This is a genomic window from Pseudonocardia adelaidensis, from assembly GCF_039543345.1.
Taxonomy (GTDB): domain Bacteria; phylum Actinomycetota; class Actinomycetes; order Mycobacteriales; family Pseudonocardiaceae; genus Pseudonocardia; species Pseudonocardia adelaidensis.
This window is the reverse complement of record NZ_BAABJO010000045.1, coordinates 13952-27213: the sequence shown is the minus strand read 5'-3', so window position 1 is coordinate 27213 and position 13262 is coordinate 13952. Positions and strand designations below refer to the sequence as shown.

Here is a 13262-nt window from a genome sequence, read left to right as displayed (position 1 = left end):
CGGGGCGATCTTGGCCCCAAGATCCAACGGATGGTTGCCCGGCGGTCACGCACCGTGACCGGGCAGGCCCGGGGGTCCGTTCGTCGGATGAGGGTGGCAGCCCGTTCGGACCGGGCCCCCTGCCCGCGTGGGACGATGTGGGGAACCCGTAGGAGAAGGAACAGAGTGAGTTTCGCCGATCAGACGTTCACGCCGCCGGAGCTGATCCGGAACTTCTGCATCATCGCCCACATCGACCACGGCAAGTCGACCCTGGCCGACCGGATGCTGCAGCTCACCGGCGTGGTCGAGGAACGCCTGATGCGCGCCCAGTACCTCGACCGGATGGACATCGAGCGCGAGCGCGGCATCACGATCAAGGCCCAGAACGTGCGGCTGCCCTGGCAGGTCGACGGCAAGGACCACGTCCTGCACCTGATCGACACGCCGGGCCACGTCGACTTCACCTACGAGGTCTCGCGCGCCCTCGAGGCGTGCGAGGGCGCGATCCTGCTCGTCGACGCCGCGCAGGGGATCGAGGCGCAGACGCTCGCCAACCTCTACCTGGCGCTCGACAAGGACCTCACGATCATCCCGGTCCTCAACAAGATCGACCTGCCGGCGGCCGACCCGGACCGCTACGCCGCCGAGATCGCCCACATCATCGGCTGCGAGCCGTGGGACGTGCTGCGGGTGAGCGCCAAGACCGGCGAGGGCGTGACCGAGCTGCTCGACGAGGTCGTGGACGCGGTGCCGGCGCCGCAGGGCGACCCGGACGCCCCGGCCCGGGCGATGATCTTCGACTCGGTGTACGACACCTACCGGGGCGTCGTCACGTACATCCGCGTCGTCGACGGGAAGATCACCCCGCGCGAGCGGATCAAGATGATGTCCACCGGCGCCACCCACGAGCTCCTCGAGGTGGGGATCGTCTCGCCGGAGCCCAAGGCGTCGGCCGGTCTGGGCGTCGGCGAGGTGGGCTACCTCATCACCGGCGTCAAGGACGTGCGCCAGTCGAAGGTGGGTGACACCGTCACCAGCCAGCGCCACGGCGCCACCGAGCCGCTCACCGGCTATCGCGAGCCGCGCCCCATGGTCTACTCCGGGCTCTACCCCGTGGACGGCTCCGACTACCCGGAGTTGCGCGACGCGCTCGACAAGCTGCAGCTCAACGACGCCGCGCTCACCTACGAGCCGGAGACGTCGGCGGCGCTCGGCTTCGGCTTTCGCTGCGGCTTCCTCGGCCTGCTGCACCTGGAGATCACCCGCGACCGGCTGGAGCGCGAGGCAGGCCTCGACCTGATCTCCACCGCCCCGAACGTCGTCTACCGGGTGGTGCTCGACGACGGCACGGAGATGATCGTCACCAACCCGTCGGACTGGCCCACCGGCAAGGTCGCCGAGGTGTACGAGCCGGTGGTCAGGACCACGATCCTGGCGCCGTCGGAGTACATCGGGGCGATCATGGAGCTGTGCCAGGCCAGGCGTGGGCAGCTCGGCGGCATGGACTACCTCTCGGAGAGCCGCGTCGAGCTGCGCTACACGATGCCGCTCGCGGAGATCATCTTCGACTTCTTCGACGCGCTGAAGTCCCGCACCCGCGGCTACGCCTCGCTCGACTACGAGGAGGCGGGCGAGCAGGCGTCCGACCTGGTCAAGGTCGACATCCTGCTGCAGGGCGAGCCGGTCGACGCGTTCTCGGCCATCCGGCACAAGGACCAGGCCTACTCCTACGGCACGACCATGGCCTCCAAACTGCGCGAGCTGATTCCGCGCCAGCAGTTCGAGGTGCCGATCCAGGCGGCGATCGGGTCCCGCATCATCGCGCGCGAGAACATTCGCGCGATGCGCAAGGACGTCCTCGCGAAGTGCTACGGCGGTGACATCACCCGCAAGCGCAAGCTCCTGGAGAAGCAGAAGGAGGGCAAGAAGCGGATGAAGACCATCGGGCGGGTCGAGGTCCCGCAGGAGGCCTTCGTCGCGGCACTGTCCACGGAGTCCACGGCGGACAAGGCGAAGAAGTAGGCCGGTCGCACACCGACATCGGTGCCGGCACGCGAACTGCAGTTGGTGTGTGAGTACCGCAGTTCGTGTGTGACACCCGCCGCTATGTGGTGGTCAGCTCGATCACCGCGGCATCGGGGCCGAGCTCGAGCAGGCGCACGGCGAGCGAGCCCTTGTCCGATGTGAACCGCACGGAGCCGGAGGGGCCGACCACGCCCAGGCCGTTGCCGCTGGGCCGGTGCACCCAGAACGCCACCGCGAACGGCCCGATCGACGACACCGAGAGCCCGATCGGACCGGCGCGGCCGTCGAGCGGGATGTCGACCGGACCCGTCACCCGCAGCGTGCAGTTCCCGTCGAGGCACGCGCCGACGTCGCTGCCGGGCGGCTGGGCCAGCGCGGTGGCGGGCGGGCCGAGCACGCCCAGCGCGAGCGCGGTGACCAGGGCGGTTGCGGCTGTCGAGCGGCGCACGCCTCGACGCTAGATCAGCATCGGCGCGGCGGCCGCCCGGATGACCCGGTCGGGGGGCACGATGGGGTGCATGATCGACGGTCTCCTGCCCTACGCCCCCGCCGTGACGGGCGCCGCGCTGCTCGCCGTGCTCCTCATCGGCGTGGTGGCGGGGCGGGCGAAGGGCAGGTGGACGGCCCTCGCGGCCGGCATCGTCGTCATCGCGGCCGTCGGGGTGGTGCTCACGGCGGTCGGGGGCGGCCCGCCGTCCGACGAGCCCGGTGCCGAGCTCACCGCGCTCTACACGATCACCCTGCCGCTCGTGGTCGCCTACGTCGCGGGGTGGCTCGTGGTCCGCGGCGGCTGGCTGCGCCGCGTCCTCGTCATCGCGGTCGGGGCGGTGCTGCTCGTGGCGTTCCCGTACGCGGCGGCCGGTCAGGCGACGGCCGAAGCCTTCCTGCGCGGCGGCTGACTCGCCGCTCACAACTCCGGTGCCGCACCCGCACCGCCGGGCTAGCGTGATCAGGGTGCTGACCGCGCTCGACTCCCCGATCGTGCTGGCCCCGATGGCAGGCGGCCCCACCACACCCGAGCTCGTCACAGCGGTGTCCGACGCAGGCGGCTTCGGGTTCCTCGCAGGCGGTTACCTCGACGCCACCGCTCTGGGAGCCGCGATCGGCGCCGTCCGGGAGCGCACCGCACGGCCCTTCGGCGTCAACCTGTTCCTCCCGGGCGAGCGCCGCGACGCCGGGGTCGCCGACTACCGGGACCGGCTCGCCGCCGCCGGCATGGAGCCGGGCGACCCGGTCTGGGACGACGACGGGTACCCGGACAAGCTCGCCCTGCTGCTGGCCGACCCGGTGCCGGTGGTGTCGTTCACGTTCGGCTGCCCCGACCCGGACGCGGTGTCCCGGTTGCAGGCGGTGGGCACCGAGGTGCTCGCCACCGTCACCAGCCCGCAGGAGGCGCGGCGGGCGGCCGCGGCGGGCGTCGACGGGCTCGTGGTGCAGGGCATCGAGGCGGGAGCGCACCGGGGCGTGTTCGACAACGACCCCGCCGACCCGGCGGGCGGGCAGCAGTACGGGCTGCTCGCGCTGCTGCGGCTGGTCGCGGCCGCCGCCGACCTGCCGCTGGTGGCCACGGGCGGCATCGTCGACGGCGCGGGCATCGCCGCCGCGCTCGCCGCGGGCGCGGTGGCGGCCCAGCTCGGCACCGCGTTCCTGGTCTGCCCGGAGGCCGGCACCAAGCCGGCGCACCGGGCCGCGCTGGCCGATCCCGGCGGCCCGCCGACCGCGATCACCCGCGCGTTCACCGGCCGCCCGGCGCGCGGCATCCGCAACGCGTTCCTCGACGCCCACTCCGCCGCGGCCCCGGCCGCCTACCCACAGGTGCACCACATGACGCGACCGATCAGGGCCCACGGCGACCCGGCCACCACGAACCTCTGGGCGGGGCAGGCCTACCCGCTCGTGCGGGAGCTGCCGGCGGCCGAGCTCGTGGCGAGGCTCCTGGAGGAGACCCGCGCAGCGGCGTCCCGTGTCGCCGCGGGGGTCGCCCGATGACGGGGAGGATCGAGTCCGTCAACGTCGCCGTGGTGCGCAGCGACATCGAGACCCGGGCGCCGGACGGCAGGACCGGCATCGACAAGCGACCCGTCGACGGCCCGGTGCTGCTCGACACCGAGGGCGTGCAGGGCGACACGATCTGCCACACCGAGCACCACGGCGGCCCGGACCAGGCCGTCTACGCGTACGCGGTCGAGGACCTCGCCTTCTGGGCCGCCGAGCTCGGCCAGGCCGTCCGGCCCGGCGGTGTGGGCGAGAACCTCACGGTGTCCGGCGTCGACTGCACCGGCGCGCTGCTCGGCGAGCGCTGGCAGGTGGGCGAGGCCGTGCTGCAGGTGCGCAGCACCCGCATCCCGTGCCGGGTGTTCGCCGCGTTCCGCGGGGTGCCCGATCTCGTCAAGCGGTTCATCGCGGCCGGGCGACCGGGGGCGTACCTGGCCGTGGAGCGGCCAGGGCCGGTGCGCGCCGGCGACACGGTGGAGGTGCTCGACCGGCCGGGCCACGGGGTGACCGTGGCCGACCTGTTGGCGGCGTCCACCGTGTCGCGGGAGCGTGCACCCGAGGTGGCCGTGGCCCGGCGGTACATGGGGGTCCGGGACCAGGCCTGGTTGGACAGGACGCTTCAGCTGTTGGGGGCGTAGGTCGGGGATTCGGGGGATTCGGGGGATGTCGGGGTCAGGCGGGCTGGCTCGCCAGTGCCTCGAGGAGCTCGGCGAGTTGGGCGCGTTCGGGGGTGTGGGCGGAGCCGAGGGCTTCGCCCGCGTGGCGCTCCACCCTGCCGCAGACTCTCTCGACCACGGCGCGGCCTCCACCCGCGAGGTGGACGAGCACCCGCCGGCGATCGACGGGGTCGGTGCGGCGGTAGGCCAGCTGCGCGGCGACCAGGCGGTCGACCACGCGAGTGGCGGTGGGGGCCGGCAGGGCGGTGTGCGTGGCGATCTCGCCCATGCTCCGCCCGCCGCCGCGGGCGAGCATCAGCAGCACCCGCCATCCGTCACGGCTCACGCCCTCGGCCGATGTGACCGGCGAGAGCGAGGCGGCGACGGCGCGGTCCAATCGGTCGAGGAGTTCGACCAGACCTGTCACCCGCGGCGCCGGGGCGGGGATACTCCCCGGCGCCATTCGACTTGGTGGCTCAGACACGGTCACACACTGTACGTCCTGAGAGGGCCGAACGGGGTTCTCAGCAACAAGAACCGCTAGACGAACGGCCGATTCAGCGCGATAAACGGCTTCATCGGGTGAATACGATCTTTCCGGAAGTGTCTCCGTCGAGCATCGCGCGGAACCCTTCGGGCGCCCGATCCATCGGCAGCTCGAGCCCGATCTCGGGCGAAATGCCGGCGTTCTCGACGAATCGCAGCAGGTCGGCGAGCTCCTGACGGGTGCCCATGGTGGAGCCGAGGACGCGCAGCTGGAGGAAGAACAGCCGCTGGAGGTCGGCCCCGGGGTTGGGCCCACTGGTCGAACCGGAGACGACTATCACCCCGCCCGGCTTGAGCGCCCGCATCGAGTGCGACCACGTGGCGTCACCGACCGTCTCGAAGACGGCGTCGACCCGCTCCGGCAGCCGCTCGCCCGACGCGAACGTGGCGTGCGCGCCGAGCCGCTCGGCGACGGCCCGCTTCTCGTCCGTGCGACCGGTCACCCAGACCCGCATCCCCGCGGCGCGGCCCAGCTGGACGAGCGCCGTCGACACGCCGCCGGACGCGCCCTGCACGAGCATCGTCTGGCCGGGCTTCAGCCCCGACTTGGTGAAGAGCATCCGGTAGGCGGTGAGCCACGCGGTGCCCATCACCGACGCCTGCACGGCGGTGAGCCCCGCCGGCTTCGACACGGCGTTGCGGGCCGGCACCACGACCGTCTCGGCGAACGTCCCCTGGTGCTTCTCGGTGAGCAGGGTGCGCTTGGGGTCGAGCGTCTCGTCGCCGTCCCACGCCGGGTCGCCGATCACCGAGTGCAGGACGACCTCGGTGCCGTCCTCCAGGGTTCCGGCGCCGTCGCACCCGAGGATCATCGGGAACTGGTCCGGCTTGATCCCGACGCCGCGCAGCGTCCACAGGTCGTGCATGTTGAGGCTCGCGGCGGTGACGGTCACGGCGACCCAGCCCTCGGGCACCTCGGGGGCGGGCCGCTCGCCCACGGTGAGCGGGTCGAGCGGCGCGTCGGCGTTGGGCTCTGCGGCGTAGACGGCGAACATGCCGCGAATCTAGCCAGGAACGCCCGCGGCTACTGTGTGGGACACGACGGGGACGGAAGCCGGCGGAGCCGGCGGGGTGGGTAGACATGGTACGGGCGTTGGCGGACTGGTGGGACGCGGTGGAGCTGTGGCTCACGCAACTGCCGTTCGGGTTCCAGGTCCTGCTCGCCACCGTCGTGCTGGTGCCGCTGTGCTGGGGCACCGCGGTGGTGTCCGACCGCGTGGTGGACGCCGCGGCGGCCCGGATCGCCGCGCGGCGATCCGCCCAGCGCGACTGAGGCCCCCGCCCGCCGCTCTCAGCGTGGGTTCAGCGTCGCGCGTGCTCTCAGCGTCGCCTCAGCGCCCAGCCCGCAGGGTGTGCGCAATACCCGGTGCGGTCGCTCCGGGTGACCCGGCGAGCGGAAGGGCCCATGACGACCTTGCAGGAGCATCGTGTCCCGACTCGTGACCGTGCTGCCCAGGTGCGATCGGGTCTCCTGGGCGGCTGGCGGACCCCCCAGCACCGGGACGGGCTCGCGCTCGTGCTCAGCTCCGGCCTCACCTCCGGGCTGGGGCTGCTGTTCTGGATCATGGCCGCCCGGCTGTACGACTCGGCGACCGTCGGGGTGAACAGCACGGTCCTGTCCGCGATGACGCTCCTGGGCACGGCGGCGCAGCTCAACCTCGGCAACGCCCTGCTGCGCTTCGTCCCGGTGGCGGGGCGCAACACCCGCGCGCTCGTGGTGGGCTGCTACGCCGCGGCCGTCGCGGCGGCGACCCTGGCCGGTGCCGTGTTCGCCCTCGGCGCCTCGTGGTGGGCTCCCGAGCTGCATGCCGTGTTCGGCGGATCCGAGCTGGTGGCGTTCTTCACGTTCTCCACCCCGGTGTGGGCGATGTTCGTGATGCAGGACTACGTCCTGCCCGCGATCAAGAAGGCCACCCTCGTGCCCGTGGAGAACCTCGTGTTCTCCGTGTTGAAGATCGTGTTCCTCGGCGGGGCGGCCGCGCTGGGCATGTGGATCGGGCTCGCCGTCGCCTGGGTCGCCGCCACGGCCGTGATCGTCCTGGTCGTCACCGTCTACCTGGCACGGGTGCTCCCGCGCGCCGACGCCGCCGGGGTCGCCCCCGCCGTCACGGCCCGGGACGTCGCCTCGTTCGTCCGCGCCGACTACGCCGGCACGGTGTTCCTGCTCGCCGCGGTGTTCGGCCTTCCGCTCGCCGTACTGGCCCGCCTCGGTCCGGAGGCGGCCGCCGTGTACGGCATCGCATGGCAGATCGCGTACGCGCTCTACCTGGTCGTCAACGGCATGGGGCAGTCGCTGGTGGCCCACGTCGCCGCCGATCCCCACCGCCTGGAGGCGGCGCGGCGCGGCATGCTCCACAAGGCCATGGCGCTCCTCGTCCCGGCGGTGCTCGTGATCGCCGTGGCCGCACACCCGCTGCTGTCGCTGTTCGGTCCCCACTACGCCGACGAGGGCAGCCTGCTGCTGGTGCTGCTCGTGCTGTCGGCGATCCCGAACGCGATCACCTGGTCGGCGGTCTGGGCCGCCCGCGTGCGCCGCGACGGCCGCGTCCTGTTCGGACTGCCGGCAGCGGTCACGACCGCGGTCATCGCGGGCAGCTGGTTCCTCATGCCGGTGATGGGCGTGGCCGGCACCGGGGTCGCGTGGCTGGGCGCGCAAGGCGTCGCGGCCGCCGGTGTTCTCCTGGTGCGTGCGGCGAGGGGCGGGGGGCACTAGGCCGCGGTGCTCGCCGCGGCGGCCAGGGCGGAGAGCGTCTCCGAGCAGCCGGCGTCGACCCGCACGTCCGCGAGCTCGTCGCCCCGGGTGGTACCGCGGTTGACGATCACCACCGGGACCCCCGCCTTGTGGGCGTGCCGGACGAACCGCAGGCCCGACATCACCGTCAACGACGACCCCGCGACGAGCAGCGCCGCGGCGGCGTCGACCATCGCGTAGGCGCGGGCCACCCGCTCGCGCGGCACGTTCTCGCCGAAGAACACGACGTCCGGCTTGAGCACACCCCCGCAGTCGGTGCAGCGGGCCGTCCGGAACCCGTCGACGGCGGCGAGCTCGGCGTCCCCGTCCGGCGCGGTCTCGACGGCGTCGCCCGCGGCCTCGACGAATCCCGGGTTCAGCGCGGCGAGCCGTTCCTGCAGCGCCGCGCGGGTGCTGCGCCTGCGGCAGGCGACGCAGACGACGTCGGCGATGCGGCCGTGCAGGTCGATCACGGCACGGCTCCCGGCCGCGGCGTGCAGGCCGTCGACGTTCTGCGTGATCAGACCGCGCAGCACCCCGCACCGCTCGAGCGCCGCCAGCGCGATGTGGCCCGCGTTCGGGGTGGCGTGCGCCATCCGTGCCCAGCCGACGTGGCTGCGGGCCCAGTACCGCCGCTGCGCCGGCTCCCCGGAGAGGAACTCCTGGTAGGTCATCGGGGTGCGGCGCGGCGAGTCGGGCCCGCGGTAGTCGGGGATGCCGGAGTCGGTGGACAGACCGGCTCCGGTGAGTGCCACGATCCGGCGGCCGGCGAGCACACCGAGCGCACGGTCGAGCGCGGGCGCATGCAGCACGCCCCCAGGTTAGCCGCGTCGGAGCGGGTGTCGCGTTCGTCCAATACCGCGGGGACGCCGCGGAGCAGGCTCGGGGCATGCACACGAACTTCCTGCGCCAGAGCGTCGACCTGGCCGTCGCGACGATCCGCGACACCGACCTCGCCCGCTACGACGACCCGTCGCCGTGCGCCGAGTACGCCGTGCGGGACGTCGTGAACCACCTGGCGTTCGGGTTCCTGCTGGCCCGCCTCTCGGGCACCAGGGAGCCGTGGGACCCCTCGTGGACCGCCGCGGACCGCACCCCGTACCTCGTCGGTCTGCCGGAGGACAAGTGGGCGCAGGCGTGCGCGGACGAGGCGGAGGCCGCGGCCGGGGCCTGGGCCGACCCGGCCGCGTGGGAGGGCGAGTCCAGCATGGGCGGCGGGCCGATGCCCGCGGCCGCGATCGGCTCGATGCTCACGGCCGAGTTCGCCGTGCACGCATGGGATCTCGCCGTCGCCACCGGCCGCACCGTCGACGTCCCCGACGAGCTCGGGGCGGTGGTGCTCGAGGGCGTGCTCGCGATGGCGCCGTCCGGGCGGGACGGCGGCTGGTTCGGCGCCGAGGTCACGGCGCCGGCCGACGCCCCGGCGTTCGAGCGTGCCCTCGCCGCGTCGGGCCGCGACCCGCGGTGGACGCCGTGACGGGGCAGGCTGTGCGGATGGATGTGCGCGAGGTCAACAAGCGCGTGATCGAGCAGTTCCGGGCGGGCGGCCCGGTCGACGGCATGCACCGCGAGCGGCTGGTGCTGCTCACCACCACGGGACGGCGCACGGGCGAGCGCCGCACCACCCCGATGATGTTCCACCGCGACGGCGACCGGGTGCTGGTGATCGCCTCGAACATCGGTGCGCCCCGGCACCCGGACTGGTACCTCAACCTCGTGGCCCACCCGGAGGTCACCGTCGAGGTGGGCGACGAGTCCGGTGCCCCCCGCGGCGCCGTCGCGCGCACCCTCGAGGGTGCCGAGCACGAGCCGGTGTGGGAGATGCTGAAGACGACCTACCCGTTCTTCGCCGAGCACGAGCGGAAGACGACGCGGGCCATTCCCGTGGTCGCGCTGGTGCCGAACACGGAGGGCTGACCCGGCGCCCCGCGGCCCGGGCGAGCCGCCTTCGTCCCGTCGGTCGCTGCTCGTCAGCGCGAGCCCGCGGCCACTAGGGTCGCGGTGATCGGTTCGAGCTCGGCGACCAGCTCGTCGAGCTCGGCGGGGGAGAGGGCGTCGTACGGCGGGGCGGCGAGCTCGTCGGTGAGGGCTTCGATGCGTCGCTTGGTCTCGCGGCCGGCGTCGGTGAACCGGCCGTCGGCGTCGACGAGCACGCGCTCGCGCAGGCCGTCCATGACGGCGGCCAGCCGCTCCTCCGGGAGGTGGTGGATGCGCCCGAACGACTCCGGCGGGTGAATGCCCTGCTCCAGCGCGGACAGAACGTGGGCCTCCGTGCCGCCGATGCGCGCGCCGACGAGAGCGGCCACGTGCCCGTCGCCGCGGTGCTCGCGCAGCATGGTTGCGGAGTGCCACAGCCGGGCGACCGGGTCACCCGGCACCGGGAGGGTGCGCATCCCGGCGTACATCACCCGGCCCTCCGTTGGCGCGCTCGTCGCGGCCTTGGTGGTCAGGTCGGCGGCGCGCGCCAGGCCGGGGGAGTGGGCCAGCTCGGCGCCGAGGATGCGCCGCAGCGAGGCCGCGCTGCCCCGCTCCCGCGCGGCGACGGACGCCTCGGGCGGGATCGTCTCCCACGCGCTCGGGATGTGCCGCGCGGCCTCGCCGTCGGCGAAGCTGTAGAAGGCCGCGTGCACCACCTGCGCAGGCACCCGCCCCAGCGGCGCAGCGCGGCTGGCGAAGTAGCCGTCCCAGTAGGTGCGGTGGCCGAGCGCGGCCAGCTCCTCGTTGCACTCGTCGGCGAAGAAGGTGACGAGGCAGATCGGCTCGAGGAGCTCGTGGAGGCGACGGGCGGTGGGAGCCATGAGCGACATCGTGCCTGCGATCAGGCCCGTGGGGCCCAGGCGGGTGGCCGTTTCTCCGAGAAGGCCCGGATGCCCTCCTGGCCCTCCGCACCGGCGCCTCGCGGCCCGGGGCGAGCCGCGCGTCGGCCGAATCTCGCCCCGGACCGCCGCCGCTCACCAGGACGCAAGGCCCTCGGTGAGGCCCGGCCCGTGCCGGCGGAGCAGCTGGATGAAGGCCTGCGAGGGCAGGCTGTCGGCACCGGCGGCGGGGACGATCCGCACCTCGCGGCGCCACGGGGGCGTGGGCAGCTCCAGCGTCGCGGTATCCGGCCCGCCCACGGCCCGAGCGGCGAACGCGCCGAGGAGGCCGAAGCCGAGGCGGGCGCGGACGAACGCTGTCACGGTCGTCGGCATCGTCGCCGTGATCACCCGCCCGGGCCGGACGCCCATCTCCGCGAGGCGGTCCGCGTAGTCCGACCACCCGCCCTGCGGGTCGCCGCTCACGATCACCGTCTGACCTGCGACGAAGCCGAGGTCCGCGACCGCGTCCGGGTCGAGGGCGGTCCTGGCCGGCACGATCGCGACGATCTTCTCCTGGCACAGCGGCGAGGAGGACGGGGGCGGGTCGCCGGTCGGGCCGGCGGGCCGCACGGCGAAGTCGACCTGCTCGCGCAGCACCGCACGGTCGAGCTTCGCCACGTCCCCTTCCAGGAGGTCGACCTCCACCCACGGGTGGCGCGCGCGGTAGCGGGCCAGCAGCGGCGCGATGAGGACCGCGCTGGCCCCCGGGTAGCTGCCGATGCGCAGCCGTCCCTGCAGGCGGTCGCGGGCCGCGTCGAGGTCGTCGGCGGCGGCCTGCAGCTCGTCGAAGACCTTCCGCGCCCGGGGGAGCAGCCGCAGCCCGAGCGGGGTGAGCGTGACGCCGCGCGCCCCGCGCTCGAAGAGCGGTGCGCCCACCGCCGCCTCCAGCGCGGCGATGTGCGCGCTGATCCGCGGCTGGCTGAGGTGCAGCGACACCGCCGCCGCCGTCATCGAGCCGTCCTCGGCGACGGCGAGGAACGAGGCGAGCCACGCCAGCTGGAGCCTCCGGACATCCATCCGTGAACCGTATAGGTCCGAGTCGAAACACAAGTTGGACGGATGGCTCGCCGCGTCGCTAGCGTCCCGACCATGACGACGCCGTCGACGTTGCCGGACTTCGAGTCGGGCCGGCTCACGAGGCCACAGCGCAGGATCGCGATCACCGCGATCGGCGGCTACTTCGTCGACGGGTACGACCTGCTGATCCTCTCGGGCGCGCTACTGGGGATCGTGCCGGAGTTCGGGCTCGGCCCCGCCGAGCTCGGGGCGCTCACCGCGGCGGCGTTCCTCGGGATGTCGGCCGGCTCCCTGCTCGCGGGACCGATGACCGACCGCTACGGCCGGCGGAAGGTCTTCTTCGCCTCGATGGCGCTGTTCGTCGTCGGTTCGCTCGCGTTCCTGCCGGCGCAGGCGGCGTGGCAGATCATCGCCATCCGGTTCCTGGTCGGGCTCGCCATCGGCGCCGACATGCCGGCCGCCGGCGCGCTCATCGCCGAGTTCATCCCGTCGCGCCGCCGGGGCACCTACACCGCGTTGGCCGGCGTCGCGTGGATGCTGGGTTCGGTGGTCGCCGTGGGCGTCACCCTCATCATCTTCACGACGGGCGGCGGACCGCAGCACTGGCGCTGGGCACTCGCCACCGGCGCGATCGCCGCGATCATCCTGCTTTTCCTGCGCCACCGCACGCCGGACTCGCCGCACTGGCTGCGCAGCAAGGGGCGGGAGGCCGACGCGCAGGCCGCGTGGCGCTACGCCACCGGCGACTCCGGCACGGCCCCGATCCCCCCACTGTCCGAGCTGGCCTCCCCGAACGCGGGCGCGGGGGCGCTGCGCAGGCTGTTCCGGCGCCCACTCTCCCTGGTGCTGCTCGGCATGTGCATCTACTGGGGCTTCAACAACCTGTACGGCTCAGCGATCCTGCTCTACCAGCCCACGCTGATCCAGCGGATCGCGGTCCCGGGCACCTTCGGCCCGCTGCTCTTCACCGCGGCGACGTCGCTGCTCGCCGTCGTGATCGGCCTGATCGTCTGCTTCGTCGTCGTGGAGCGGGTCGGGCGCCGGTTCATCGCGATCGCCGGCACCTCGACCGTCGTCGTCGCCGGGGTGGTGATCTGGGCGGGCTTCCAGTCCTCGACGCTCGTCCTCGTCGCCTTCGCCGCGGCCATCGGCTTCATCAACGGTGGCACGTCGATGGCCTTCTACGCCTGGGCGCCCGAGGTCTTCCCCACCGAGCTGCGGGGGAGGGGCATCGGCCTGGTCAACACCGTGGGCAAGCTCGGGAGCGTCGTCGGCACGTTCCTGTTGCCGTTCGCCTTCGCCGCCTTCGGCGGCGGGGCCTTCCTGCTCATCGCCGTCCTGGCCGCCGTGAACGTCGCGGCCATCTCGGTGCTGTCGATCGAGACCAAGGGCCAGACCCTCGACGAGGTGCAGGCCACCGCCGAGCGGCGGTTCGGCCCGGCCCGTTGATCG

Annotated in this window: 15 protein-coding genes; 9 read left to right on the top strand and 6 right to left on the bottom strand. The window is 73.4% G+C overall.

The annotated features are described in order from the left end of the window. The first annotated feature begins 165 nt into the window (after positions 1-165). Positions 166-2004 carry a translation elongation factor 4 gene (lepA, locus tag ABEA81_RS38170; protein ID WP_345612257.1) on the top strand — a complete coding sequence of 613 codons (1839 nt, stop codon included), beginning with the start codon at positions 166-168 and terminating at the stop codon, positions 2002-2004. 82 nt (positions 2005-2086) lie between these two features. On the opposite strand, the gene ABEA81_RS38165 is transcribed toward lepA, so the two are convergent. After that, the gene (locus ABEA81_RS38165) at positions 2087-2455 is read right to left on the bottom strand and encodes a hypothetical protein (RefSeq protein ID WP_345612255.1); all 369 of its coding nucleotides are present in this window, start codon (positions 2453-2455) and stop codon (positions 2087-2089) included. A 70-nt stretch (positions 2456-2525) separates the two neighbouring features. Here ABEA81_RS38165 and ABEA81_RS38160 point away from each other — a divergent pair, with 70 nt between their 5' ends. From ABEA81_RS38160 to ABEA81_RS38150, 3 genes are read left to right on the top strand one after another with little or no spacing between them, the layout of a single operon-like run. After that, positions 2526-2906 (top strand): hypothetical protein, encoded by a 381-nt coding sequence (locus ABEA81_RS38160; RefSeq protein WP_345612253.1) that lies wholly within the window; start codon positions 2526-2528, stop codon positions 2904-2906. Positions 2907-2961: 55 nt separating this feature from the next. Further along, a complete protein-coding gene (locus ABEA81_RS38155) occupies positions 2962-3996 on the top strand; it encodes a nitronate monooxygenase (RefSeq protein ID WP_345612252.1) in 1035 nt (344 codons plus the stop codon). Then, positions 3993-4640, top strand: a complete 648-nt coding sequence (locus ABEA81_RS38150) for an MOSC domain-containing protein (protein WP_345612250.1) — start codon at positions 3993-3995, stop codon at positions 4638-4640. The genes ABEA81_RS38155 and ABEA81_RS38150 overlap by 4 nt, the downstream gene beginning before the upstream one ends. Before the next feature lie 34 nt (positions 4641-4674). Here ABEA81_RS38150 and ABEA81_RS38145 read toward each other — a convergent pair whose 3' ends face one another. Together ABEA81_RS38145 and ABEA81_RS38140 are read right to left on the bottom strand one after the other, a co-directional pair. Beyond that, a complete protein-coding gene (locus ABEA81_RS38145; RefSeq protein ID WP_345612248.1) occupies positions 4675-5085 on the bottom strand; it encodes a MarR family winged helix-turn-helix transcriptional regulator in 411 nt (136 codons plus the stop codon). A gap of 148 nt (positions 5086-5233) precedes the next feature. Beyond that, positions 5234-6199 (bottom strand): zinc-binding dehydrogenase, encoded by a 966-nt coding sequence (locus ABEA81_RS38140; RefSeq protein ID WP_345612246.1) that lies wholly within the window; start codon positions 6197-6199, stop codon positions 5234-5236. An 86-nt stretch (positions 6200-6285) separates the two neighbouring features. Here ABEA81_RS38140 and ABEA81_RS38135 point away from each other — a divergent pair, with 86 nt between their 5' ends. Continuing rightward, positions 6286-6477 carry a hypothetical protein gene (locus ABEA81_RS38135; protein ID WP_345612244.1) on the top strand — a complete coding sequence of 64 codons (192 nt, stop codon included), beginning with the start codon at positions 6286-6288 and terminating at the stop codon, positions 6475-6477. A gap of 183 nt (positions 6478-6660) precedes the next feature. Beyond that, complete coding sequence (locus tag ABEA81_RS38130) at positions 6661-7917, top strand: lipopolysaccharide biosynthesis protein (RefSeq protein ID WP_345612242.1); 1257 nt, start codon at positions 6661-6663, stop codon at positions 7915-7917. Here the strand turns inward: ABEA81_RS38130 and ABEA81_RS38125 are convergent. Beyond that, positions 7914-8747, bottom strand: coding sequence for an NAD-dependent protein deacetylase (locus tag ABEA81_RS38125; RefSeq protein ID WP_345612240.1), 834 nt, complete (start codon positions 8745-8747; stop codon positions 7914-7916). The two genes, ABEA81_RS38130 and ABEA81_RS38125, sit on opposite strands and share 4 nt — an antisense overlap. A 77-nt stretch (positions 8748-8824) precedes the next feature. Between ABEA81_RS38125 and ABEA81_RS38120 the strand changes: the two genes are divergently transcribed. Together ABEA81_RS38120 and ABEA81_RS38115 are read left to right on the top strand one after the other, a co-directional pair. Then, entirely contained in the window at positions 8825-9412 is a 588-nt protein-coding gene (locus tag ABEA81_RS38120; RefSeq protein WP_345612238.1) for a TIGR03086 family metal-binding protein, read from the top strand. Continuing rightward, complete coding sequence (locus ABEA81_RS38115; protein WP_425570835.1) at positions 9409-9852, top strand: nitroreductase/quinone reductase family protein; 444 nt, start codon at positions 9409-9411, stop codon at positions 9850-9852. Before ABEA81_RS38120 ends, ABEA81_RS38115 begins: the two co-directional genes overlap by 4 nt. A gap of 53 nt (positions 9853-9905) precedes the next feature. Here ABEA81_RS38115 and ABEA81_RS38110 read toward each other — a convergent pair whose 3' ends face one another. Both ABEA81_RS38110 and ABEA81_RS38105 read right to left on the bottom strand, forming a co-directional pair. Next, entirely contained in the window at positions 9906-10742 is an 837-nt protein-coding gene (locus tag ABEA81_RS38110; RefSeq protein WP_345612237.1) for an SCO6745 family protein, read from the bottom strand. A gap of 144 nt (positions 10743-10886) precedes the next feature. Further along, positions 10887-11810, bottom strand: coding sequence for a LysR family transcriptional regulator (locus tag ABEA81_RS38105; protein ID WP_345612235.1), 924 nt, complete (start codon positions 11808-11810; stop codon positions 10887-10889). 72 nt (positions 11811-11882) lie between these two features. On the opposite strand from ABEA81_RS38105, the gene ABEA81_RS38100 reads away from it, so the two are divergent. Next, entirely contained in the window at positions 11883-13259 is a 1377-nt protein-coding gene (locus tag ABEA81_RS38100) for an MFS transporter (RefSeq protein WP_345612233.1), read from the top strand. The last annotated feature ends 3 nt before the right edge of the window (positions 13260-13262 follow it).